This window comes from Kribbella sp. NPDC054772, assembly GCF_053611945.1.
This window is the reverse complement of record NZ_JBSHBJ010000003.1, coordinates 204,801-228,302: the sequence shown is the minus strand read 5'-3', so window position 1 is coordinate 228,302 and position 23,502 is coordinate 204,801. Positions and strand designations below refer to the sequence as shown.

At 69.0% G+C, this 23,502-nt stretch carries 24 protein-coding genes; 6 read left to right on the top strand and 18 right to left on the bottom strand.

Annotated features, from left to right (window positions below):
• Positions 1 to 34 precede the first annotated feature (34 nt).
• The 5 genes from ACWGID_RS06555 to murI form a co-directional block, all read right to left on the bottom strand.
• The gene (locus ACWGID_RS06555) at positions 35 to 640 is read right to left on the bottom strand and encodes an acyl-CoA-like ligand-binding transcription factor (RefSeq protein WP_452195086.1); all 606 of its coding nucleotides are present in this window, start codon (positions 638 to 640) and stop codon (positions 35 to 37) included.
• Entirely contained in the window at positions 637 to 2,154 is a 1,518-nt protein-coding gene (locus ACWGID_RS06550; protein WP_452195085.1) for a DHA2 family efflux MFS transporter permease subunit, read from the bottom strand. The genes ACWGID_RS06555 and ACWGID_RS06550 overlap by 4 nt, the downstream gene beginning before the upstream one ends.
• A gap of 60 nt (positions 2,155 to 2,214) precedes the next feature.
• Complete coding sequence (locus ACWGID_RS06545; protein ID WP_452195083.1) at positions 2,215 to 3,051, bottom strand: alpha/beta fold hydrolase; 837 nt, start codon at positions 3,049 to 3,051, stop codon at positions 2,215 to 2,217.
• Positions 3,032 to 3,778: an MBL fold metallo-hydrolase gene (locus ACWGID_RS06540; protein ID WP_452195081.1), complete on the bottom strand. Its 747-nt coding sequence runs from the start codon at positions 3,776 to 3,778 to the stop codon at positions 3,032 to 3,034. Before ACWGID_RS06540 ends, ACWGID_RS06545 begins: the two co-directional genes overlap by 20 nt.
• A 135-nt stretch (positions 3,779 to 3,913) precedes the next feature.
• Positions 3,914 to 4,717, bottom strand: coding sequence for a glutamate racemase (gene murI / locus ACWGID_RS06535; protein WP_452195079.1), 804 nt, complete (start codon positions 4,715 to 4,717; stop codon positions 3,914 to 3,916).
• A 231-nt stretch (positions 4,718 to 4,948) separates the two neighbouring features.
• On the opposite strand from murI, the gene ACWGID_RS06530 reads away from it, so the two are divergent.
• Complete coding sequence (locus ACWGID_RS06530) at positions 4,949 to 5,242, top strand: hypothetical protein (protein WP_452195077.1); 294 nt, start codon at positions 4,949 to 4,951, stop codon at positions 5,240 to 5,242.
• Positions 5,243 to 5,336: 94 nt separating this feature from the next.
• On the opposite strand, the gene ACWGID_RS06525 is transcribed toward ACWGID_RS06530, so the two are convergent.
• From ACWGID_RS06525 to clpS, 8 genes are all read right to left on the bottom strand, one after another.
• Positions 5,337 to 5,624 carry a mycothiol transferase gene (locus tag ACWGID_RS06525; protein ID WP_452195076.1) on the bottom strand — a complete coding sequence of 96 codons (288 nt, stop codon included), beginning with the start codon at positions 5,622 to 5,624 and terminating at the stop codon, positions 5,337 to 5,339.
• A gap of 29 nt (positions 5,625 to 5,653) precedes the next feature.
• Positions 5,654 to 6,601: a PLP-dependent cysteine synthase family protein gene (locus ACWGID_RS06520; protein WP_452195074.1), complete on the bottom strand. Its 948-nt coding sequence runs from the start codon at positions 6,599 to 6,601 to the stop codon at positions 5,654 to 5,656.
• A 30-nt stretch (positions 6,602 to 6,631) separates the two neighbouring features.
• Complete coding sequence (locus ACWGID_RS06515; RefSeq protein WP_452195072.1) at positions 6,632 to 6,910, bottom strand: MoaD/ThiS family protein; 279 nt, start codon at positions 6,908 to 6,910, stop codon at positions 6,632 to 6,634.
• Positions 6,911 to 6,912: 2 nt separating this feature from the next.
• Positions 6,913 to 7,371 (bottom strand): Mov34/MPN/PAD-1 family protein, encoded by a 459-nt coding sequence (locus ACWGID_RS06510; protein WP_452195070.1) that lies wholly within the window; start codon positions 7,369 to 7,371, stop codon positions 6,913 to 6,915.
• Between the two features lie 71 nt (positions 7,372 to 7,442).
• Positions 7,443 to 8,420, bottom strand: a complete 978-nt coding sequence (locus ACWGID_RS06505; RefSeq protein WP_452195068.1) for an aldo/keto reductase — start codon at positions 8,418 to 8,420, stop codon at positions 7,443 to 7,445.
• A gap of 120 nt (positions 8,421 to 8,540) precedes the next feature.
• Positions 8,541 to 11,603 carry an isoleucine--tRNA ligase gene (ileS, locus tag ACWGID_RS06500; RefSeq protein WP_452195066.1) on the bottom strand — a complete coding sequence of 1,021 codons (3,063 nt, stop codon included), beginning with the start codon at positions 11,601 to 11,603 and terminating at the stop codon, positions 8,541 to 8,543.
• A gap of 78 nt (positions 11,604 to 11,681) precedes the next feature.
• Positions 11,682 to 12,233 carry a DUF2017 domain-containing protein gene (locus ACWGID_RS06495; RefSeq protein ID WP_452195064.1) on the bottom strand — a complete coding sequence of 184 codons (552 nt, stop codon included), beginning with the start codon at positions 12,231 to 12,233 and terminating at the stop codon, positions 11,682 to 11,684.
• Entirely contained in the window at positions 12,230 to 12,517 is a 288-nt protein-coding gene (gene clpS, locus ACWGID_RS06490; RefSeq protein WP_452195062.1) for an ATP-dependent Clp protease adapter ClpS, read from the bottom strand. Before clpS ends, ACWGID_RS06495 begins: the two co-directional genes overlap by 4 nt.
• Before the next feature lie 116 nt (positions 12,518 to 12,633).
• Between clpS and ACWGID_RS06485 the strand changes: the two genes are divergently transcribed.
• Both ACWGID_RS06485 and ACWGID_RS06480 read left to right on the top strand, forming a co-directional pair.
• The gene (locus ACWGID_RS06485) at positions 12,634 to 13,923 is read left to right on the top strand and encodes a nicotinate phosphoribosyltransferase (protein ID WP_452195602.1); all 1,290 of its coding nucleotides are present in this window, start codon (positions 12,634 to 12,636) and stop codon (positions 13,921 to 13,923) included.
• Positions 13,920 to 14,438: a MarR family winged helix-turn-helix transcriptional regulator gene (locus ACWGID_RS06480; RefSeq protein ID WP_452195060.1), complete on the top strand. Its 519-nt coding sequence runs from the start codon at positions 13,920 to 13,922 to the stop codon at positions 14,436 to 14,438. Before ACWGID_RS06485 ends, ACWGID_RS06480 begins: the two co-directional genes overlap by 4 nt.
• Here the strand turns inward: ACWGID_RS06480 and ACWGID_RS06475 are convergent.
• Positions 14,435 to 15,667 (bottom strand): FAD-binding protein, encoded by a 1,233-nt coding sequence (locus ACWGID_RS06475; protein WP_452195058.1) that lies wholly within the window; start codon positions 15,665 to 15,667, stop codon positions 14,435 to 14,437. The genes ACWGID_RS06480 and ACWGID_RS06475 overlap by 4 nt on opposite strands.
• Positions 15,668 to 15,811: 144 nt before the next feature.
• Here ACWGID_RS06475 and ACWGID_RS06470 point away from each other — a divergent pair, with 144 nt between their 5' ends.
• On the top strand, positions 15,812 to 16,810 hold the full coding sequence (locus tag ACWGID_RS06470; RefSeq protein WP_452195056.1) for a YdcF family protein: 999 nt from the start codon (positions 15,812 to 15,814) through the stop codon (positions 16,808 to 16,810).
• On the opposite strand, the gene ACWGID_RS06465 is transcribed toward ACWGID_RS06470, so the two are convergent.
• The 3 genes from ACWGID_RS06465 to ACWGID_RS06455 form a co-directional block, all read right to left on the bottom strand.
• Positions 16,807 to 17,571 (bottom strand): sulfite exporter TauE/SafE family protein, encoded by a 765-nt coding sequence (locus tag ACWGID_RS06465; protein ID WP_452195054.1) that lies wholly within the window; start codon positions 17,569 to 17,571, stop codon positions 16,807 to 16,809. The two genes, ACWGID_RS06470 and ACWGID_RS06465, sit on opposite strands and share 4 nt — an antisense overlap.
• 94 nt (positions 17,572 to 17,665) lie before the next feature.
• The gene (locus tag ACWGID_RS06460; protein WP_452195052.1) at positions 17,666 to 18,331 is read right to left on the bottom strand and encodes a response regulator; all 666 of its coding nucleotides are present in this window, start codon (positions 18,329 to 18,331) and stop codon (positions 17,666 to 17,668) included.
• The gene (locus ACWGID_RS06455) at positions 18,328 to 19,446 is read right to left on the bottom strand and encodes a histidine kinase (protein WP_452195051.1); all 1,119 of its coding nucleotides are present in this window, start codon (positions 19,444 to 19,446) and stop codon (positions 18,328 to 18,330) included. The genes ACWGID_RS06460 and ACWGID_RS06455 overlap by 4 nt, the downstream gene beginning before the upstream one ends.
• A 100-nt stretch (positions 19,447 to 19,546) precedes the next feature.
• Here ACWGID_RS06455 and ACWGID_RS06450 point away from each other — a divergent pair, with 100 nt between their 5' ends.
• Positions 19,547 to 20,944: an alpha/beta fold hydrolase gene (locus ACWGID_RS06450; protein ID WP_452195049.1), complete on the top strand. Its 1,398-nt coding sequence runs from the start codon at positions 19,547 to 19,549 to the stop codon at positions 20,942 to 20,944.
• A 2-nt stretch (positions 20,945 to 20,946) separates the two neighbouring features.
• Here the strand turns inward: ACWGID_RS06450 and ACWGID_RS06445 are convergent, their stop codons facing one another.
• Entirely contained in the window at positions 20,947 to 22,494 is a 1,548-nt protein-coding gene (locus ACWGID_RS06445; protein ID WP_452195048.1) for a fibronectin type III domain-containing protein, read from the bottom strand.
• A gap of 176 nt (positions 22,495 to 22,670) precedes the next feature.
• Between ACWGID_RS06445 and ACWGID_RS06440 the strand changes: the two genes are divergently transcribed.
• Positions 22,671 to 23,450, top strand: coding sequence for an SDR family NAD(P)-dependent oxidoreductase (locus tag ACWGID_RS06440; protein WP_452195046.1), 780 nt, complete (start codon positions 22,671 to 22,673; stop codon positions 23,448 to 23,450).
• The last annotated feature ends 52 nt before the right edge of the window (positions 23,451 to 23,502 follow it).

Sequence of the window (23,502 nt, the reverse complement as noted above, 5' to 3'; positions counted from 1 at the left end):
TTCGTCGAACGCCGCACGGACGCGGCGACGAACTCTACGACTGTGCCGGGTCCCCTACCGGTTCCATCGGAAATGCACCGGACAACAGATCGAAGGCCCGGTCCATCGTGCTGAGGTACTGCGGGAGCGGTGCACTGACCGCCGTCTCGTACGTCGCCATCACCACGCCGACGACCGCCCCGGCCCAGGCACGAACCACGAAATCGTAGGCCGGCCGACCGGTCCGTTCCGAAGCGAGCTCGGCCAGCAGGTCGATCCCTTCGTAGAACTGGTCGAGCATCCGGACGCGAAGTTCAGGAGCGTTGAGAACCAGCTGCTGGCGTTCGGATTCCAGCGCCCACTCGTCCTCGGTCAGTACGCCGAGACTCTCCCGGATCGCCGCGCGCAACGCGTCGGTCGGGTGCAGCTCGGGCGGCTGCCGGCGGAACAGCTCGATCATCACCGGATCGAGGCGGTCGAGGACGATCGTGTCCTCCTTGGTGGCGAAGTACCGGAAGAACGTCGCCGGCGACACCTCGGCCGCCGCCGCGATCTCCTGGACCGTCGTCTCGGCGTACCCCTGGTCGCGGAACAACCGCAGCGCATGCTCCTGGATCGCCGCCCGGGTCTTCGCCTTCTTCCGCTCACGCAACCCACTCATGCTCCGATTGTGGCAACTTTCTCCCGCTCGGTGTCGGCAGTCCGCGTACGGCGTGGCAGGAACGCCAGCGCGAGGACGATCGAGACCACCGCGAGCCCGCTGCACGCCCACAGCGTCACGTCCATCCCGTCGACGAACGCGGCGCGCGCGGAACGGGTCACGTCCGGCGAACCGATCGCGATCGCGGCGGAGGCACTGTCGCGGGCCGCGGCGGCGGCCGCGGGCGGGAGTCCGCCAACGTCCAGGTGGTCCCGGTACGCCGAGTTCAGCACGGTCCCGAGGATCGCCACCCCGAGCGTTCCGCCGACCTGACGCGACGCCTGGATCAGCGCGGATCCGGAGCCGCTGCGCTCGATCGGCAACGCCGCGAGCGCCAGCCCGTTCATCGGCGGCAACGTGAAGCCGATACTCACCCCGACGAGGCTGACCCAGACTGCGGTGAAGCCGTACCCGTCACCGACCTTCGTGAACGCCCCGAGCGCCAACCCGACCAGCATCAGCGAGAACCCGACCACCACGGACGTCCGCGCGCCCGCCCGCTCGACCAGCCGCTCGGCGACCTTGGCGCCGATCAGCATGCCGCCGATGATCGGCAGCAACCGCAGTCCGGCCTGGAAGGCGTCCGCGCCCTGCACGGCCTGGAACAACTGCGGCAGCACGAACAGCAGCCCCACCAACGCGAACGACGCCAAGGTCGCGAGCACCGTTCCCCACGTGAACCCCGGCGACCGGAACAACTTCAGGTCGACCAACGGATCCACGGTACGCCGGGCCCAGACCCCGAACGCCGCCAGGAAAAGCAGCCCGACCGCAATGCCACCGAGCGACCACGGCGATCCCCACCCGCGATCCCCCGCCGCGATGAAGCCGTAGGTCAGCGACCCCAGGCCGGCCGCGGTCAGCAGGATCCCGGGTACGTCGATCCTGCGGGACTGGTGACCGGCAGTCCTGGGGATCAGCAGCGCGACTGCCACGAGTCCGATGGCGACCAGTGGCAGGTTGATCAGGAAGATCGAACCCCAGCGGTAGTGATCCAGCAGCCAGCCGCCGAGCAGCGGGCCGAGCGGGATGCCGATCGAGTTCGCCATCAGCCAGATGGTCATCGCGCGCTGCCGCTCCTCGGGCGCGAACAGGATATTCAGGAGCGACATCGAGAGCGGGATCAGGAACGCCGAACCGACGCCCAGAGCGGCCCGCGCGGCGATCAGCTGGCCGGGCGAGTCGGCGAACGCGCAGGCCGTGGACGCGAGCCCGAAGATCACCAGAGCACCGAGCATCAGGCGCTTCGGCCCGAACCGGTCGCCGAGCAGCCCGGCCGGCAGCAGCAGCGAGGCGAGCACCAGCGTGTAGGCGTTCGCGAACCACTGCAGCTGACTCGTCGACGCCTGCAGATCCGTCGCCAGGGTCGGCAGCGCGACGTTCAGCACGGTCAGGTCCAGCCCGACCACGATCAGGCTGACGGACATCGCTCCGAGCGCCCACCAGCGGCGCGGATCCAACGGGACATCGGACATGACAGATACCTTTCTGAGATCAACTCTAATTTGAGAGTAGATCTCAGAATCGCGATCTGTCTACCGCTTCACCGCGGTTCGCAACACCTCCCGCACGAGTTCCGGCTGCTCGAGCCACGGATCGTGGCCGGCCCCGGAGATCACAGCAAACGTGTGATTCGGCGTGTGCACGGCGAGCTCACGCACCGCCGACACCGGGCGTGGGTCGCCCTCGCCGTGCACGAAGGTGACAGGCGCGGTGATCGCCGCGGCCCGGGCGACGATCCCGTCGTCGCCCCAACTCTCGACCTCGGCGGTCAGCGCGCGGTTCACGGCGAAGTTGATCGGCAGGTCCACGGCCGCACTGTCGTGCGCCCAGGCCATCGCACGCTCACGATCGGCGTGATCGGTGAACCACGCCAGCACGCGGAACTCGGTCTCCTCGGCGGGCGTCCGCTTGCGGCCGGACAGGTTCTCGAGCCGCGCCGTCTGCTCGGGAGTCCGCCGCCGCGCCTCCTCCGCCTCGCACGCCGTCTGCCAGTCGCCGATGCCGACCCCGTCGAAGTAGACGACGCCGGCCACGTGATCGCCGTACGACGCCGCGTAGTTCAGCGCCTGTGTCGCGCCGAACGAGTGCCCGATGACCACGATCCGCCCATGACCGAAGTACGCGCGCAGCTCGTCGATGTCCTGAGCATGCCGCGCCATCGTCTGGACGTCGGACGGGCCTGACCGGCCGCACCCGCGTTGGTCGAAACGGTGCACGACAGTGAGGTCGTCGAGCATCCCGGCGAGTACGGCGTGATCACTCCAGAGCCCGGGCCCGCCGTGCACGATCACGACCGCGGGGACTCCCTCGGTCGCCGCGCCTGTGGTCGCGGTCCACAGGCGGACCCCGTCAGATGTCGAAAACGGCATGCGGTGTCGCGATCTCGACCGGACCGGAGAACGTGCGCCGAGCGTTCTCGGCCTGGGTGTTGCGGTCGTACCACGGCGGTACGTGCGTGATGATCAGCCGCTTCACGCCGGCCTTCTTCGCATGCTCACCGGCGTCGGACGGCGTCAGATGCAGGTCGACCGGGTTGTTCGGATCGTTGTCGGGCAACGCGGCCTCGGACAACAACACGTCGGCGCCACGGGCCAGCTCGATCAGCGCGTCGTTCGGCCCGGTGTCGCCGGTGTAGACCAGCGACTTGTTGCCGTACTCAACCCGAATCGCGTACGCCGGCACCGGGTGCACCATCGGCGCGGTCCGGATCGTGAAGGGCCCGACCTGCTGAACTTCCTTCCAGGCATGGAATTCCAGCTCCTCCTCCATTCCCGGGTCGAGCGGCAGGTCGTACGCCAGCGCCATCCGCTCCGACGTACCGGGCGGTCCGAACACCGGGATGCGTGGGATCGGCGAACCCGGTGCGTACCGCGCCGCGACGTACAACCCGCACAGATCCATGCAGTGGTCAGGATGCAAGTGGGACAGGCCGATCGCGCCGATTTCCGGAACGGCCAGGTGCCGTTGGAGGGCACCGAGCGCGCCACTACCGAGGTCGAGGAGCAGGTGGAACCCGTCAGCCGTGACCAGATAGCTCGAGGCGGCCGAGTCCGGCCCGGGTACGGACCCGGAGCAACCGATCACGGTGAGCTTCATACCTGGAAGATTACCGGCGCGTCCGCCGGTTCGCAGGACCATCGGACGCGTCGATCCGGTTACTACACAGGCATCGTGACGTTTCCGGTGCCCTGGACAACAGCCCCGGTGGGATGCAGGTCACACGGTGCGGCGTCAGCGGACCCAGGCGAACTGATCGACCGCGGAGAGCACCGGCCCGAGGAAGCGCGAACCGATGGCGGCGAACTCGTCCGGACTGCCGGTGGTGACGAAGCGATGCTGCGGCGCCGGGAGGTTGTCGGGGCGGAGCAGACCGGTCTTCGTGAGGACGCCGTACACGTCCTTGGCGCACTCCTCCGCACTGCTGACGAGCGTCACGTTGTCACCCATCACGTACGAGATAACGCCGGTGAGCAACGGGTAGTGCGTGCAACCGAGGATCAGTGTGTCGACGCCGGCCTCGACCAGCGGATCGAGGTACTCGTGCGCGGCTTCGAGCAGCTCCGGACCGGACGTCACCCCGGACTCGACGAAGTCGACGAACTGCGGGCAGGCGCGGGTGAACAGCTCGACCTGCGGCGCCGCCGCGAACCCGTCCTCGTACGCGAGCGACTGCGCCGTGGCCCGCGTGCAGATCACGCCGACCCGCTGGTTCCGCGTCGCGGCGACCGCACGCCGCGCCGCCGGCAGGATCACCTCGACCACCGGTACGTCGTACCGCTCGCGGGCGTCCCGCAGCATCGCGGCACTCGCCGAGTTGCACGCGATGACGAGCATCTTCACACCGGCCTCGACCAGATGGTCCAGACACTCGAGCGCGTACTCGCGGACCTCGGCGATCGGCTTCGGGCCGTACGGCTGCCGCGCCGTGTCACCGAGGTACAGGATCGGTTCGTGCGGCAACTGATCGAGTACCGCGCGGGCGACGGTGAGTCCCCCGAAGCCCGAGTCGAAGATCCCCACCGGTGCGTCTGCCACAGCGCAGAGCTTATACAGGTCCGCTCGCGGGCAGACCCGAAGGCAGCCTTACCTAACCGTTGCGAACGACACGCCGAGGTTATCCACATCTTTACGTTATGGAATTGCCTTTTCGCGTGATGCACGCCACTCTGGACCGATGTTTGTTCGACCGCCCCTCGTGACGCCATGAACCTGGCGCACCACATCGCGGTGGCTCTGACTACCGCACCAACTCCACAGCCCGACCACGTGACTGCCGCAGGGCAGACGGCGAGCCGGGCCGCGGAGTCGAACAACAGCACCGTGGCAAGCGTCGCGACGGCCATCGGGCCGACCGGGATGCTGCTGGTGGTGCTGATGGCGGCGTTGGCTTTCTACGTCGTCTCGCTGTCCCTGCACCCGAACGCCAAGTGCAACAGGTGCAAAGGTGCCGGCCGGCACCACGGCAGCCTCTTCAGCTACGCCCAGCGCCCCTGCAGCAGCTGCAAGGGTCGCGGGGTCCATCCCCGGCTCGGTCGCCGAGTCCTGTTCAAAGAACCGTAGGCGGACATGACGTAACCCCCCTCTAGGTGCCCTAGGCAACAACAGGCACCGACGGCTCGGACCGGCACTCCGCCCGCCGGCCCGGCCACGCAGTTCAACGCCCGATCCGGCCGTCCACCTGCTCGCGCAGGATGTCGGCATGCCCGGCGTGCCGGGCGGTCTCCTCGACGAGATGCACGAGCGTCCACCGCCGCGTCGGTGCGCCGCGCCTACCCGGCTTCGGCCCCGCAGCTGCGAGGTCGTCCCACGACGCGACCGCCGCGTTCGCCTCGGCAACCGTCTCCCGGTAGCCGGCGAGCACCGTCGCCGCGGTCTCCTCCGGTCCTGCGTGGAACGTGGCTTGCCAGTCCGCCACCTCGACGCCGAGCAGCCAGACCAGCAACCGACCAGCAACCGACCAGCAACAGCCGATCAGGCCCAGAGCTGACCTTCCAGCCGGTCCTCGGCCTCGTCGATGGTGCCCTCGTACGCGCCGGTCGACAGGTACTTCCAGCCGCCGTCCGCGACCACGAACGCGATGTCCGCGGACTCACCGTCCCGCACGCACTTGGCCGCCTGGCCGAGCGCCGCGTGCAGGATCGCGCCGGTCGAGATGCCGGCGAAGATGCCCTCGTTGTCGAGCAGCTCCCGAACCCGGCGGACGGCGTCCCGCGGGCCGACCGAGAAGCGGGCGTCGATCAGCGTCTCGTCGTACAACTCCGGGACGAAGCCCTCGTCGAGGTTGCGCAGGCCGTAGACGAGTTCGCCGTACCGCGGCTCGGCGGCGACGATCTTCACCTCGGGCTTGTACTCCCGGAAGAACCGGCCGGCGCCCATCAGCGTGCCGGTGGTGCCGAGGCCGGCGACGAAGTGCGTGACCGACGGCAGGTCCTCGAGGATCTCGCGCGCCGTGCCGTCGTAGTGCGCGAGGGCGTTCGACGGGTTGCCGTACTGGTACAGCATCACCCAGTCGGGGTGCTCCTCCGCGACCTGCTTCGCGACCCGGACCGCTTCGTTGGACCCACCCGCGGCCGGGGACGAGATGATCTCGACGCCCCACATCCGCAGGATCTGGCGGCGTTCCTCGGAGGTGTTCTCCGGCATCACGCAGACCATCCGGTAGCCGCGCAGCTTGGCCGCCATCGCCAGCGAGATGCCGGTGTTGCCGGAGGTCGGTTCGAGGATCGTGGTGCCCGGGCGGAGCCGGCCGTCCTTCTCCGCGTCCAGCAGCATCCGCAGCGCCGCCCGGTCCTTGATCGAACCGGTCGGGTTGTGGTCCTCGAGCTTCGCCCACAGGCGTACGTCGCCCGACGGCGACAACCGCGGCAGTCCGACCAGCGGCGTACCGCCGACCGAGTCGAGCAGGCTGTCGAAGCGCATCTCGTCAGTCCTTTCCGGCGGGGTCGGGGCTCAGCCGCCGGCGACCGCGGGCAGCACGACGACGACGTCGCCGTCCTTGACGCCGGTCTTCAGGCCGCCGGTGAACCGGACGTCCTCGTCGTTCACGTACACGTTCACGAACCGGCGCAGTTCCTCCGGCTCACCCTCCACGATGCGCTCCTTGAGGCCCGGGTGGTTGCCGTTCACGTCGTCGATGAACTCGGCCAGGGTCGCGCCGGCGCCGTCGACCGCCTTCGCACCACCGGTGTAGGTGCGCAGGATCGTCGGCACGCGCAGCTCGATCGCCATACTCAGTCTTCTCCTTCAGAGGTTTCTGTATAAGAACCAACCACGCGTACTTCTTCTTCCGTGACCTCGCCGTCGATGATCCGGTACGAGCGGAATTCGACCGGACCGTCGTACGCCGGGGAGTCCGCACCGTCCCGCGTCGACACCAGCACGTAGTGCGCGCCGGGCTCCTGGGCCAGGTTGATGTCGGTCCGCGACGGGTACGCCTCGGTGGCGGTGTGCGAGTGGTAGATCACCACCGGCTCCTCGTCCCGCTCGTCCAGCTCCTTGTAGAGCCGCAGCAGGTCCCCGGAGTCGAACTCGTAGAACGTCGGCGACATCGCCGCGTTGAGCATCGGGATGAACCGGGTGGCCCGATCCGACCCCTCGGCCCCCGCGACCACACCACACGCCTCGTCCGGATGATCCTTCCGCGCGTGCGCCACAATCGCGTCGAACGTCGCCCTCTCGATGACCAGCACGCCTCCACGGTACGGCGACCGCGCGACCGACCCCGCCAACCACGGAGTCGGTCCACATGGCGGACAGTGCGTTACCAGCGGCTGTGGATCTGGGGCTTCAGGAGGGTGTCGTAGGTCTCGCGGACTGTGGACTGTTGCGCGGGGGTGAGCGGGGCGAGGGTGGCGGCGGAGGTGTTGCCGGCTACCTGGGTGGGGTTGCGGGCGCCGGGGATGACGACCGTGACGCCGGGCTGGTCGAGGATCCAGCGGAGGGCGAACTGGGGCATCGTGACGCCGGCGGGGAGGGCGGGAGCGAGGCGGCGTACCGCTTCGAGGCCGGTGCCGAAGTCGACGCCGGAGAACGTCTCGCCGACGTCGAAAGCCTCGCCGTGGCGGTTGTACGTGCGGTGGTCGTCGGCGCCGAACGTGGTGTGCTCGTCGTACTTACCGGAGAGCAGACCGCTGGCGAGCGGGACCCGGGCGATGATGCCGACGCCGGCGGCCTGGGCGGCGGGGAGGACCTCGTCGAGCGGCTTCAGGCGGAAGGCGTTCAGGATGATCTGCACCGACGCCACGTTCGGCCGAGCGATCGCGGTCAGCGCCTCGGCGCAGGTCTCGACGCTCACGCCGTACGCCGCGATCCGGCCCTCGTCGACCATCGTGTCGAGCGCGTCGAAGACCTCGTCGTTCGAGTAGACGGGCGTCGGCGGGCAGTGCAACTGGACCAGATCGATCGTGTCGACGCCGAGGTTCTGCCGGGAGCGGTCGTTCCACGCGCGGAAGTTCGCCAGCGTGTAGTTCTCCGGCACCTGCTCGACCCGACGACCCATCTTGGTCGCCACCGTCAACCCGTCGTATGCCGAGAGCACCTGCCCGACGAGCCGCTCGCTGCGACCGTCGCCGTACACGTCCGCGGTGTCGATGAACGTCACGCCGCCCTCGACCGCGGACCGCAGTACGGCGAGCGCGTCGCTCTCGTCCACCGACCCCCAGTCCGCACCGAGCTGCCACGCGCCAAGTCCGACCACACCCACGTCCCGCCCGGTCCGCCCCAACGTCCGCGTCTCCATACCCGCAACCCTAGGCGACCCGCCGCCGCGCCAGATCGGCAGCTCGACAGGAGGTGTCAGCCGGTCAGGTAGTGCACCTGAGCGTAATCGGCGCCGCGCGTACAGCGTCTCGGCGGTGCACTACCTGTCGAGATGCCGAATACCGACCGATAGCTCGGGGCCTTCGGCGAGCTCCAGGGCGGTGGCGAGCGTCTCGGCCATGATCAGAGCGCGGTGGGTCTCGACGGCGGCCAGTACAGCGGGCTCGGCGGTCAGCGTCAGTTGGACTCGGTCGGCGACCTCCAGGCCGGCGTCGCGGCGCGCCTGCTGGATCGCCCGGATCACGTCCCGCGCGACCCCCTCGGCCTCGAGCTCCGGCGTCACCGTCGTGTCGAGTACGACGAACCCGCCACCCGCCAGCAGCCCGCTCGCGGAACCGCCGTCGGCCAGCGTCGTCTCCAGGGTGTACTCCCCCTCGGCCAGCTCGATGCCACCGGCAACCACCACGCCGTCCGGAGAAACCGACCAGTCGCCACTCTTCGACGCCTTGATCACCTGCTGTACGTCGCGTCCGAGCCGCGGACCGGCCGCTCGCGCGTTCACGGTCAACCGCTGCGACACCGGCGCGTCGACGGCGTCGGCCGTGGTCAGCACGACCTCGCGAACGTTGACCTCGGCAGCGATCAACGGCACCAGCGACGCGAGGTCGACCGAGGTCGCCACCGTCAGCGTGAGCAGCGGCTGTCGCGCCCGGATCCCGGCCGCCTTCCGGATCGACGACGCGACCGAGCACACCTCGCGCGCCTTCTCCATCCGCGCGACCAGTTCCGGGTCGTCGGGCAGTTCCGCCACGGACGGCCAGTCGGTCAGGTGCACCGACCGCTCGCCCGTCAGCCCGCGCCAGATCTCCTCGGTCACGAGCGGGATCAGTGGCGCCGCCGTCCGGCACAGCACTTCGAGCGCGGTGTAGAGCGTGTTGATCGCGTCCTGCGAACCGGCCCAGAAACGGTCGCGGGAACGACGGATGTACCAGTTGGTCAGGACGTCGACGAAGCCCTGGACCGCGTCGCAGGCCGTCGCGATGTCGTAGCGGTCCAAGTGTTCCTGAACGTCGAGAACCAGACCGCGCAGCCGAGCCAGCAGGTAGCGATCCAGGACGTCCGTCGACCCGGTCGACCAGGTGCCGGTGACGCCGGCCGTGTTGGCGTACAGCGTGAAGAACGACCAGGCGTTCCACAACGGGATCAACGTCTGCCGTACGCCGTCCCGGATACCGTCCTCGGTGACGATCAGGTTGCCGCCGCGCAGGATCGGGCTCGACATCAGGAACCAGCGCATCGCGTCCGCGCCGTCCCGGTCGAACACCTCGGTGACGTCGGGATAGTTCCGCAGCGACTTGCTCATCTTCTGGCCGTCGTTGCCGAGCACGATCCCGTGACTCAGACACGACGAGAACGCCGGCCGGTCGAACAGCGCCGTCGCGAGGATGTGCAGCGTGTAGAACCAGCCGCGGGTCTGCCCGATGTACTCGACGATGAAGTCGCCCGGGAAGTGGCTCTCGAACCAGTCCGTGTTCTCGAACGGGTAGTGCACCTGCGCGAAACTCATCGACCCCGAGTCGAACCAGACGTCCAGCACATCCGGCACCCGGCGCATCGTGGACTTCCCGGTCGGGTCGTCCGGGTTCGGCCGGGTGAGCTCGTCGACGTACGGGCGATGCAGATCCGGGACCTGTACGCCGAAGTCGCGCTCCAGCTCCTCGATCGACCCGTACACGTCGATCCGTGGGTACGACGGGTCGTCGGACCGCCACACCGGGATCGGTGAACCCCAGAACCGGTTCCGGCTGATCGACCAGTCGCGCGCGTTCGACAACCACTTGCCGAACTGGCCGTGCTTCACGTGCTCCGGCACCCAGGTGATCTGCTCGTTGAGCTCGACCATCCGGTCCCGGATCCGGGTCACCTCGACGAACCAGCTCGAGACCGCCTTGTAGATCAGCGGGTTCCGGCACCGCCAGCAGTGCGGGTAGCTGTGCACGTAGCTGTCCTCGCGAACCAACGCGCCCGCCGCGCGCAGGTCGCGGATGATCGGCCGGTTCGCCTCGAAGACATGCATCCCCTGGTACGGCGGAACGAGCGACGTGAACAGTGCGCCGTCGTCCACGGTCAGGACCGTGGGGATCCCGGCGGCATCACACGCGAGCTGGTCCTCCTCGCCGTATGCCGGGGCCATGTGAACGACGCCCGTACCGTCGTCGGTCGTCACGTGCTCCGCGGCGATGACCTGGAACGCGTTGGGTGTGTCGGCCAGGAAGTCGAACAGCGGCGTGTACCGCCGGCCGATCAGATCCGAGCCCTTCAGCCGCCGCAGCACCTCGTCGCCGAGACCGGGCATGTCTCCGTGCGGCGACGTGTACGCGGCCAGCCGGGCCTCCGCGAGAATCGTCGGACGGCCCTCGGAGTCGTTCACCACGACGTAGTCGACGTCCGGTCCGACCGCCATCGCGAGGTTGCTCGGCAGCGTCCAGGGCGTGGTCGTCCAGGCAAGCAGGCGCTCACCGGTCTCCAGCTCGACCGCGACCGTCACCGACGGGTCCTGGCGCGGCTGGTAGACGTCGTCGTCCATCCGGAGCTCGTGGTTGGACAGCGGGGTCTCGTCGTTCCAGCAGTACGGGAGGACACGGAGGCCCTCGTACACCAGGCCCTTGTCGTAGAGCGTTTTGAACGCCCAGATCACCGACTCCATGTAGTCGCGGTTCAGGGTCTTGTAGTCGTTCTCGAAATCGACCCACCGCGCCTGCCGGGTGACGTAGCTGCGCCACTCGTCGGTGTACTTCAGCACCGACGCGCGACACGCCTCGTTGAACTTCTCGATCCCGAGCTCGAGGATCTCCGCCTTGGTCTTCAGCCCGAGCACCCGCTGCGCCTCGAGCTCGGCCGGCAACCCGTGCGTGTCCCACCCGAACCGGCGCTCGACCCGGTGCCCGCGCATCGTCTGGTACCGCGGTACGACGTCCTTCACGTACCCGGTCAACAGGTGCCCGTAGTGCGGCAACCCGTTCGCGAACGGCGGTCCGTCGTAGAAGACGAACTCGTCCGCACCCTTCAGCGAGGCACGGAACGTCTGATCCCGGTCCCAGTACTCGAGAACCTCACGCTCGACCCCAGGGAAGTCCGGCGCACCAACCTTCGGATAGCTCACTCACCGCATGTTATGCAGAAGAGCAGACTGCAGATAACCCAGCCGCCCCCTCCACCCCGCGCGAAGCGCGGAACTGCTTCACCGCATGTTGTGCAGCAGCGCCGACTGGAGGTAACCCAGCCAGTCGTACAGGTCGTACGTGAGGCGGCGGGGGTCGTCGTCGGCGAGCTTCTCCCAGGTGTTGTAGTCGTCCTCGTCCTTGATGTCGAGACGGGTGCCGATCGCCAGCCGCAGGTCGTTGATCGCGCGCAACCAGGACAGCTGCTCGTCCGGCTCCAGCGCGATCTCGTCGGCGCCGGACTCCTCCAGCGCGGACAGCACCCGCTTCGCGTCGGTGACCTTCCCCTCCCGCAGCCCCCGCTCGGTGAACCGGCGGAACTCGGCCGCCGCCAGGTCGTCCTTCTGGTACGCGTCCGGCAACAGCCGCTGCAGTACGACGTCCTCGGGCGGCGAGGTCGGCCCGTCCGACTCCAGCAGCGCGGCGAGCGGGTCCGACGACTCGGCCGAGCGCGGCGGCAGACCGTCGTACAGCAGCTCGACCAGGTTGCGGAGCAGGTTCGCGAGGATGTCCGCCTCGTGCTCGGCGAAACTGACGACGACGGTCTTACGGCGCTTGCGGAACCGCGTCACGACTTCTCGCAGGTGGCCCACAGGCCGTAGGTGTGCATCGCTTCCACGTCGCGTTCCATCGCTTCCCGGTTACCGTTCGAGACCGCCGACTTCCCCTCCTGGTGCACCTGCATCATCAGCTTCTCCGATTTCTGTTTGGAGTAGCCGAAGTACGTCTGGAACACGAACGTCACGTAGTCCATCAGGTTGACCGGATCGTTCCAGACGATGGTCACCCAGGGCGGGCTCAGCTCGATCGCCTCGTCGACCTCGGCGCTCTCGAGCTCGCTTGGTGCGGTGGTCACCGGTCCATTCTCTCCATCATCGTGTTCGGTCTCGCAATAGATCGTGTTCGGTCTCGCAATAGGCTGCTCTTGTGAGCCACTCGACGGCGTTACTGACTGACCACTACGAGCTGACCATGCTGCAGGCCAGCCTGGCCGACGGCACGGCGCAGCGCCGCTCGGTGTTCGAGCTGTTCGCCCGCCGCCTCCCGGACGGCCGCCGGTACGGCGTGGTGGCCGGCGTCAACCGGCTCCTCGACGCGCTCGAACAGTTCCGGTTCGACGAGCAGACGATCGCCTTCCTGGCCGATCGCGGCATCGTGGACCAGGCTACCCGGGACTGGCTGGCGGACTACCGGTTCACCGGCGATGTCTCCGGATACGCCGACGGCGAGATCTTCTTCCCGGGCTCCCCGGTGCTCGTGGTCGAGTCCAGCTTCGCCGAGGCAGTGCTATTGGAAACCGTTTTCCTCTCCATCCTGAACCACGACTCCGCGGTCGCCTCAGCCGCCTCCCGGATGACCTGGTGGGCCGGTGGGCGGCCCTGTATCGAGATGGGCTCGCGGCGCACCCACGAGGAGGCGGCGGTCGCGTCCGCGCTCGCGGCGTACATCGCCGGGTTCAGCGCGACCTCGAACCTGGAGGCGGCCCGCCGGTTCGGCATTCCGAGCACCGGGACCGCGGCGCACTCGTTCACGCTGCTGCACGACCGGGAGCAGGACGCGTTCCGGTCCCAGATCGACGCGCTCGGCAAGGGGACGACGCTGCTCGTCGACACCTACGACGTCGCCGAGGCGGTCCGGACGGCGATCGAGCTGACCGGCCCCGAGCTGGGCGCGGTCCGGCTGGACTCCGGCGACCTCCCGTCGCTGGCCGGGCAGGTCCGCGAGCAGCTCGACTCGCTCGGTGCGGCGAAGACCCGGATCATCGTGACCAGCGACCTGGACGAGTTCCAGATCGCCGCGCTGGCCCCGGCGCCGGTCGACGGGTACGGCGTGGGGACGTCGCTGGTCACCGGGTCCGGGTACCCGACCTGCGGGTTCGTGTACAAGCTGGTCGCCCGGGAGGACGCGAGCGGTGAACTGGTCCCGGTCGCGAAGAAGAGCCCGGACAAGATCTCGATCGGCGGCCGGAAGTGGGCGCTGCGGCGCCGGTCCGCGACCGGGGTCGCGGAGATCGAGCTGATCGGTGTCGGCGAGCAGCCGGTCGACGACGGTGACGACCGGGTGCTGCTGCGCTCGTTGGTCGAGGCCGGCAAGGTCGTCGGCCGGACCACCCCGGCCGAGTCCCAGGCCCACCACGAGAAGGTCCGCGACGAACTCCCCCGCTCCGCCAGCCAACTCAGCCGCGGCGAGCCCGCCATCCCGACCGAGTACGTCGGCGACTACGACGCCAGGAACCCCTTCCGCCCGCGGAGCCACACATGACCGACACCGATCAGAACCCAACCGCACCCGCAGCTGAGGCCGGCGCGGAGGGGCGTGGGCAGGTGGAGTGGTCGGCTGCGGCGCCGGCGGATGAGGCTGATGTGCTGATCGCGCTGCGGTTCGCGGACCGCGTGGCGCGGAAGGCGGTCGCCGAGGAGCTCGCCGGCACCGAGCTGCACACCGGCCAGGAACTCGTGCTCGCCAAGCTGCTGCACCACGGTTCCCTCCCGGTGGCGCGACTCGCGAAGGTGCTCGACGTCGAGGTCCCCACCGCCACCAAGACCACCCAGCGCATGGAAGCCGCCGGTCTGGTACGCCGGGTCCGCAACGCGACCGACGCGCGCCAGGTCGGCATCGAACTCACCGACCGCGGCGTCGAACTGGCCCACACGATCCAGGAGGTCTACGACCGCGCCGGCCGCCGCGCGCTCTCCCGCCTCACGCCCGAGGACCGCCGTACCCTCCGCAACCTCCTCTGGACCATCACCACGACCCTGGAGGACACCCCCTTCTAACGGGGCAGGTAGGTGTCCAGGTAGGGATTGCGGAACTTGCCGGTCGGGTCGTACTTGGCGGCCAGCGCGATGAAGTCGGGGACCTTGGAGTAGCGCTCGGCGAGGACAGCCGCGTCGGCCTCGAAGACCTTGCCCCAGTGCGGTCGCGCGTCCAGCGGTGCGAGCCGTTCCTCAAGCGCCGCGACGACCGGCCGTACGACGGACTCGTCCTGGACCCAGGTGAAGTGCAGCGCGACTGTGTCCCGCCCTTGGCTCGGGCTCAGCCACAGCTCGTCGGCGGCGATCGTGCGCACCTCCGACACCTGGAGGACCGGCGCGAACTGCTGGCCCAAGGCCCGCAGTACCTCGAACGCCTCCACGGCCCGATCCCGCGGCACGAAGTACTCCGACTGCAGTTCGTCCCCGTTGCTCGGGGTGAACTCGAGCCGGAAGTGCGGCAGCCGCTCGTTCCACGGACCGGGGACCCCGCCCTGCTGCGTCGCGTAGTCGGCCGGCATCACCTTGATCGGGTGCCGCGCACCGTCGGCGAGGCGCGCGCCCAGCCACTCGGGGTCGGGCGGGCTCAGGTCACGCTGCTTCCGCCAGACCATCACGTCCGGGTCGAGCCAGTCGGTGAACGAGCTCACGCTGTAGGCGCTGCCCGTCACCGCGTCCAGATCCGTCGAGAGCCGCTCGACCGGCAACCCGTCGTACACCACCTGACTGATCTGGTACGACGGCTGTACGTCGAGCGTCAGGCTCACGGTCACCCCGAGCGCGCCCAGCGAGATGATCGACCCCGCGAAGTCCGGGTCGTCCCGCGTGAGCGTGACGAGTTCGCCCGCGGCGTTCACGAACGTGATCGCGTTGACGGCGTCGGCGAGCGGACCGTTGGTGTCGCCGGACCCGTGCGTCCCGGTCGAGCACGCGCCGGCCACCGAGATGTGCGGCAGCGAACCGAGGTTGTGCAGCGCGAGCCCCTGAGCCTGCAGGGCCGCCGTGATCTCGCCGTACCGGAGACCGGCGGAGACGGTCACGCCGCGCTCGCCGATCTCGATGACCTGCGGCAGGTCCTGCACGCTGACCAGCGCACCGGTGCTGTCGGCGATCCGGTTGAAGGAGTGCCCGGTGCCGAGTACGCGCACCTTCTCCGCGGCGGAGACCAGCTCCTGCAGTTCCTCGACCGACCGCGGCCGCTGCAGCTCGCTCGCAAAGCTGACGTTCCCAGCCCAGTTCGTGACAGCACTCACGTCGCCCCTGCCTCTCCTCGACCACCCGGCCCCGTCCCCCGCAGCCTCGCACACCGGCCCCCGGAACGGCTGGCCCGTCCACACCCCGAGCCACGCCCCGAGCGTCCCCCACCTCAGCGACGGAGCGTGCTTTGATGGCGCCCGATGGTCATCTGTTTCGGCGCCGCCGCCTTCTGGTTCCTGATCTTCGGCGTCAGCTTCCTGCGCGACCGGCGGCTGTTCAAGAACGGGATCTTCCTGGTCCTGACCTTGATGTTCGCCGGCCTCGGCGTGATCTTCGCGGTCGAGACGGTGAACCAGACCGCGGCCCGGTGGCTGGTGGTGGCGATCGTGGCCGCGATCCCGCTGGCGATCGCCGTCCTCGCGGTCTTCCTGGTGATCAACGGCGTCACGATGCTGCGCCGCGAGCGCCGTCGGCTGTCCAACCTGCTGTCGCTGCTGGTCGGTCTCGGGATCATCGGGTTCGTCATCTTCAGCGTGCTGGTGCAGAAGATCGGCTGGGAGCCGTTGGCCGCCGTACGGTCGGTTCTGCTCGGGGTGCTGACCTACATCTCGTTCCTGTTCCTCTGCTTCCTGCTCTACGCGTTCGTCTACAGCCGGATCCGCTCCTCGCGGAAGGTGGACTTCGTCGTGGTCCTCGGTTCGGGCGTGATCGGTTCGCGGGTCCCGCCGCTGCTGGCCAGCCGCCTCGACCGTGCGAAGCAGGTGTACGAGCGCGCGCTGCGGAAGGGCCGCTCGCCGCGGATCGTCACGTCGGGCGGGCAGGGACCGGGCGAGGATCTTCCCGAGTCGCACGCGATGGCGGCGTACCTGGTCGAGCGTGGGGTGCCCGACGACCAGATCCTGCGCGAGGACAAGTCGACGACGACCTGGGAGAACCTGACGTTCAGCCGCGACCTGATGGTGCAGTTGCGGCCGCAGTACCGCTGCCTGATCGTCACGAACAACTTCCACGCCTTCCGCGCCGCGCTCACCGCCCGCAAGGCGAAGGTCAACGGTCAGGTGGTCGGCTCCCGGACGGCGGCGTACTACTGGCCGACGGCAACCATTCGCGAGTTCGTCGCGATCCTGGTCAGCCACCCGTACATCAACGGCGGCATCTGCCTGCTGATCGCCGCCGGGGCGATCAACCAGCACGTCTAACGCAGCATCAGTACGGCGGCGATCACGCCCGCCAGCACGATCAGCACCCGCAAGAAGGTCGCGGGCAGTCGGCGTCCGATGTGCGCGCCGACGTACCCGCCGACGATCGAGCCGGCCGCCAGCAGACCGGCCGCGGCCAGGTCGAGGTCCGCGATGAACACGAAGATCACGCTCGCGACCAGGTTGGCCGCGCACAACGCCAAGGTCTTGAGTCCGTTGACGACCCGCAACTCCAGGTCCAGACCGAGCCCGAGGACGGCCATCATCATCACGCCGGCGCCGGCGCCGAAGTACCCGCCGTACACGCCGGTCAACGCGGTGAAGACGGCGGTTGCCGGTGACATCGATCGCCGCAGGCCGTGCGGATGTGTGGAGCGGGACCGCAGCCAGCGCGAGATCCACGGCTGGACGCCGACGATCAGGCACGTGAAGAGAATCAGCCAGGGCGCGGCCGCCGCGAACACCTGGGACGGCAGTGCGAGCAGCAGCGCGGCACCCCCGATCGCCCCGACCGAACAGATCAGGACGACGGCGATCGTCTGCGTGCGCGGGACCTCCCGCAGCTCCCGCCGGTAGCCGATCGCGCCACTCATCGCACCGGGCAGCAGACCGAGGGTGTTCGACGCGTTCGCGACCACCGGTGGGATGCCGAGCGCGATCAGCACCGGGAAGCTGAGGAGCGACGCGACGCCGACGGTCGAGGTCAGGATGCCCGCGCCGAAGCCGGCCCCGACGACGGCCAGCTGCTGCAGGCCCGTCACGCGTACCTCACCTGTGTCCTCACTGGCGTCAAGTATCGGCCATTGGTCCGGACATAGGGTCCGCGGGTCTCGCCTGTCGAACCAGAGCTCGGAGTCATCGCCGCCGTGGTTGCACCAGACCGGATTCGTAGGCGGCGATCACCAGCTGGGCGCGGTCGCGCGCGTGCAACTTGGCGAGCAGGTGGCCGATGTGCGTCTTCACCGTGCCGCGGCCCACGTGCAGGTGCGCGCAGATCTCCTCGTTGGACAGCCCGCGGGCGATCAGAGCCAGTACTTCGCGTTCTCGATCGGTCACCCCGTCGAGCCCGACCAGCGGCGCCTGCCCCGGTTCGGCGGTCCGGGCGAACTCCGCGATCAGCCGCCGCGTGATCGACGGCGCGAGCAGCCCCTCGCCGGCCGCGACGACCCGGATCGCCTGCAGCAACTCGGCCGGCGGCACGTCTTTCAGCAGGAACCCACTCGCGCCGGCTCGCAGAGCGGCGTACACCGAGTCGTCGAGGTCGAACATCGTCAGCATCAGCACTCGAGCGGCCTCGTCCTGCTGACAGATCTGCCGCGTCGCCTCGATGCCGTCGAGGTGTGGCATCCGGACGTCCATCAGCACCACATCGGGCTGCTCCTGGCGCGCGATCTCGATCGCCTCGGCTCCGTTAGCAGCCTCGCCAACCGTGATCAGCCCGGGCGTCGTGTCGATCAGCACCCGGAAGCTCCCGCGCAGCAACGCCTGGTCGTCCGCGACCAGCACTCGGATATCGGTCACCGCGCCACCCGCTGATGTGGCAGCTCGACGACCACCTCGAAGCCGCCCTCCGCGCGCGGCCCGGCCCGATGCGTCCCGTCGTACATGCTCACTCGCTCCCGGATCCCGATCAGCCCGTGCCCTTCCACCACAGCGCCACCGACCCCGTCGTCGGTCACCTCCAGCCGTACGCCGTTCGCGGACGTGCTGATCGCCACGCGGCAGCGCCGCGCCCGCGCATGCTTCGTCACGTTCGTCAGGCACTCCTGCACGATCCGCTGGACCGTCAGCGCGACCGCCTCCGGGAGCTCGTCCGGTACGTCGACCGCGAGCTCGACCCGCACGCCCGTCGACTCGACCCGGGAAACCATCTCCGGCAACGCGGCCAACCCGGCCGGTGGCGCGAGGTCCGCCGGCTCACTCGACGTACGCAACAGGCCGAGCATGTGCCGCAGTTCGACCAGCGCATCCCGGCTCGTGGACTCGATCACCGACAACGCGTCCGACACCTCCTCGGGGCGCACCGCCAGCACATGGTTCGCGACGCCGGCCTTGACCGCGATCAATCCCATGCTGTGGGCAACGATGTCGTGCAGCTCACGCGCGATCCGCAACCGTTCCTCCGCCACCGCCTGCTCCGCCAGTACCCGCGCCGCTCGCGCCGCCGCCGCACGCCGGTCCCGCACGACCTGCCCCAGGATCCACGCCCCGTACAGCGCCGCGATCCCGGTCAACACCAGCGCGACATCGGCTCGCCCGGCCGGTGCGCCCGCCACCATCGCGAGCACGAGAACGACGAACCCGACGCTCCCCGCCATCCAGATCAGTCGACGGCTGGACAGCGGCCGCGCCGACGCTCTGGTGAGCGCGACGACGTACAGCACGTACGCGGCGGCGAGCAGCGGATCGCGCAACAGACCGGCAGCGATCGCGATCACGGACACCACGGCGACCACACCGAACGCGTACACCGGCCAAACACGTCGTACGGCGATCGGGATCGCGAGACCGATCACGACGAGCACGCCGGCGCCGGTCGGCGTCATCGTGAGCTCGACGAGGACGGCGTACCCGAGCGCGACGATGCAGTCCGCGACGATCAGCTGTCGCCGGCTCAGGCCGTACTCCTCGGTCACGCGTCGAAACTAGCCGACGCGGCGGCCGATCACCTCGGACCTGGGTCCGTCGGCCCGTGGTCCGATGTGCCGGCGGATGATCCACGGAAGCGTGACCGGCATGCTGAAACTACTCTCCCTCGCGGCGAGCGGCCTGCTGACGACCAGCGCCCTCACTCCACCCGCGCCAACGCTCACCTGGGGCGAATGCCCCGGCGGACCAGGCACCGTCGGCATCGAATGCGCCACCCTGAAGGTCCCGGTCGACTGGGATCGTCCGAACGGGCGCCAACTCACGCTGACGCTCGGCCGGCTGCGCGCGACCGCTCCGAATGCCCAAGGATCCGTGCTGGTCAACCTCGGCGGTCCGGTCGGGATCAACATCGACCTGATGCGCTCGTACGGCGGTGGCGAGGCCTTCTCCGGTCTGCGCCAGAAGATGGACATCATCACCTGGGATCTCCGCGGCGGACCCAACGCCCCCGGTCTGAGCACGAACCTGCCTTGCGAGTGGACCGGCGTCCGCCAGCCGCGAGTGCCGCGGAACCAGACCGAATTCGACGCACTGGCCGCAACGAACCGGGCGTCCGCGACCAAATGCCAGGCGAAGGATCCCGAACTCTTCGCGGCGATGGACTCGGCCAGCCACGCTCGCGACGTGGACGCGATCCGCCGCGCACTCGGCGAGTCGACGGTGAACTTCTACGGGGCGTCGTACGGCGGGTTCATCGGGCAGACGTATGCGCGGCTCTTCCCGCAGCACGTCCGTTCGCTCGTCCTCGACGGCACCTGGAACCACAGCACGAACAACTGGGACCGCGAGCTCACCGCGCTCGCCCGCGACGTGCAGACGTTCATGACCCGCTTCTTCGATTGGTGCCGTACGCAAGGAAACTGCGCCGATGCGCCCGTGCTCTGGCAGCGCGTGGTGGCCCGGGCGCAACGCACTCCGCTGCCCGCTGGAAGCACGACGTACGACGGGAACGAGATCCGGGCGACCGGTCTGAGTCTGGCGCGCGGCGGCGAAGCGTCGTACCCGAAGCTGCTGGCCGCGCTGCGGAAGGCCGCGACGACTGGTGACGCATCGGGCTTCGTGCCCGCGCCGCCGAACTCGCCGTTCCCGGTCCTACCCTCGCCCGGAGTCGTGGAGTGCACCGATTGGCCGCATCCGACCAGTCAACGTCAGCTCGCGCGGCAGGTTCGGCGGATGGAGGCTGCCGCGCCGTACACCGGGGTGGCCGGAACCATTCAGCTGTCGATGCTGTCCTGCATCGGCTGGCCGGTCCCGGTACAGAACGAACCCGCTGCGCTGCCGCATGGTCTGCCGCCGCTGCTGATGGCCGGTAACTGGAGCGAGTACGACGCCGCGACGCGCGTGATCGACCAGGTGCCGGGCAGCGGGTCGATCTATCACGACGGCCCTGGACACACGCTCTACCTGTCCAACGAGTGCGCCCGCGCGAAGATCGACGCGTACCTTGCGGATCGCGTCGTACCTGCGCGCGGGAGCCGTTGCTGAGGTCAGCGCACGCGGACCGCGACCGACGGGCCCTTCCGGACGTTGCGGCCGTCACTGACCTCGACGTGGTACGCCAGCGTCTGACCGCTGGTCAACCGGGAGTCGGTGACGGACGTGACGGTCGGCTTCGTCCACCACGTCGACGAGCGCGACCAGCTGCCGATCCGGGTGCTGCCTCGGTAGACGAAGTACGTCAGCGCGGTGTTGTCCCGGTCGAGCACGGTGTCGAAGGCGATCGTCACCTTGTTCGGCCGGGAGCTCGCGACCTTCGGCGCGGCCGGCCGAGCCGGTGCGGCACCGCCCGGAGCGCTGCTGAACCACGTCAGCCCTTCCTGCGGTACGCCGTTCACCTCGGTGAAGTCACCACCCGCCCAGAGGTCGTTGCCACCGGACGCGAACGCCAACGGACCGACGAGCGTCGTACCGCCGGCATCGGTGTTCGGGAACCACGGGCCGAGTTTGCCGGTGACCGTGCTGTAGACGAGCAGGTGGTGCATGCCGGTCTTGTCCGGGAACTCACCGTCGGCGCTGCAGTCGTGCGCATGCGAGCCCTTGTACAGCCAGTTGCCGATCGCCTTGATCGCCTCGGTCGCGCCCTGGCACTTGCTCTGCCAGAGCAGCTTGCCGGTCTTGGTGTCCGCGGCGAGCACACCGTCGTAGCACTGCTCGCTGTGCGTGCCGGCGTTGGACGCGAAGACCTTGTTTCCTTGGACTTCCAGGTCCTTGACCCGACTGTCGCACTCCTCGGACTTCGGCGGGATCGCGGCCGCGGCGGGCATCGAGAGCGCGGCGCCGGTGGTGGCGTTCAGCATCGCGAGCGAGTGCTGGTCGCGTCCCCCGATCCGGGTGAAACCACCACCCACGAAGACCCGCGAGCCGTCGGTCGACACCTCGATCGCGTGTACGTCGTCGTCCGCGTCGGGGTCCCAGGGCAGCAGCGCGCCGCTGGTGATCGTGACCGCCGCGACCCGGTTGCGGGCCTGCTTGTCGACCGCGCCGAACGACCCACCGAGGTACACCGTCGTCCCGGTGATCCGCAGTGCCGCGACCCGGTAGTTCACCACCGGGTCCCACCCGGCGACAAGCTTGCCGGAGGCAACATCGAACATCGCGACCTTCGACCGCGGCACTCCGTCCACGACGGTGAAGTCACCACCGATGACGACCCGCCGGCCGTCCAGCGAGGTCGCCACGCTCCACACCGGCCCGTTCACCTGCGGCGCGAACCGCGTCGGTACGCCGGTCGACCGGTTGAACACCGCGAAGTATTTCCGCGGCGCGTCGCCGACCCCGCGCGCGTTCCCCGGCGGCCGCACCCGGGTGAACAGCCCACCCGCGAACACCAGGTTCCCCGCGACGGCAAGCGCGTTCACACTCGCGTTCGTCTGCCAGGACTTCTCCTGCACCGACGACAGCGCCGACCCGAACCCCCGCGGCGCACTCTGCACCACGACGTCCTCGGTCGCCGCCTGCACCGATGGCCCCGACGGCACCAGCGCCGCGGCAACCACGGCCGCACCCGTGACAACAGCCAGAACAGCCTTCTTCATGAACGAACCCCCAGGGCCCGCTCCGGCGGAAGGCCGACCCATGACTTGATGACTATGCGCCGTCAAACGATAACGCTCAGCACATGCTGCTCTGAAACCAGCCGGGGCTTGTCTGCAGTTTTTTAGTCGGCTAAGTTTTCTGCTTAGCCGACTAATGAATAACGGAAGGACGGGTCATGGACCTGGGACTGAAGGACGCGGCGGTGCTGGTGACGGGTGGGTCATCGGGGATCGGGCGGGCCACCGCGATCGCGTACGGGCGGGAGGGGGCGCGGGTCGCGATCACCTACAACTCCCGCAAGGACGCGGCCGAGGCGGTGGCCGAGGAGATCGAGGCGGCGGGCGGCGCGGCGTACGTCGTACCGTTGGATCTGGCGGCGCCGGAGACGATCAAGACGGCCGTGGCGTCGGTCGTCGAGCACTGGGGTGGGCTCGACGCGGTGGTGGCGAACGCGGTCAGCTGGGGCACGCTCGGGTACGACGAGCGGCCGGAGAAGGTCGAGGACTCCAACCCCGAATGGTGGACCGGAATCCTGCGGGCGAACCTCGAGGGGAACTTCCACCTCGTACAGCAGGTCGCGCCGGCGCTGCGGCAGTCGGGGCACGGGCGGCTGGTGCTGATCTCGACCGACCTCGCCGAACGCGGGATGAAGGGTGCCTGGGCGTACGGCGCCGCGAAAGCCGGACTGCACGGCCTGGCGGCGAGTCTGCAGCACGATCTCGGCGCGGACGGCGTACTGGTCAATGTCGTGCTGCCCGGGATCACGCTCGAGGACGGCAAGCACCGGGCCATCCCCCAGCCCGCGCTCGAGCGGATCGCGGCGGGCTTCACGGCGCGGCACCTACCGGACGCGGCCGAACTGGCCGACGCGATCCTGTTCCTGACGTCACCGCGGACCAAGGCGATCCAGGGTCAGCTGCTGCACGTGACGGGCGGCGATCTCATCCCCGGATGAGATCGGAATGCGGCGCCGACGGCTCCGACGCTTGTACGGTGGGCTCAGGGAG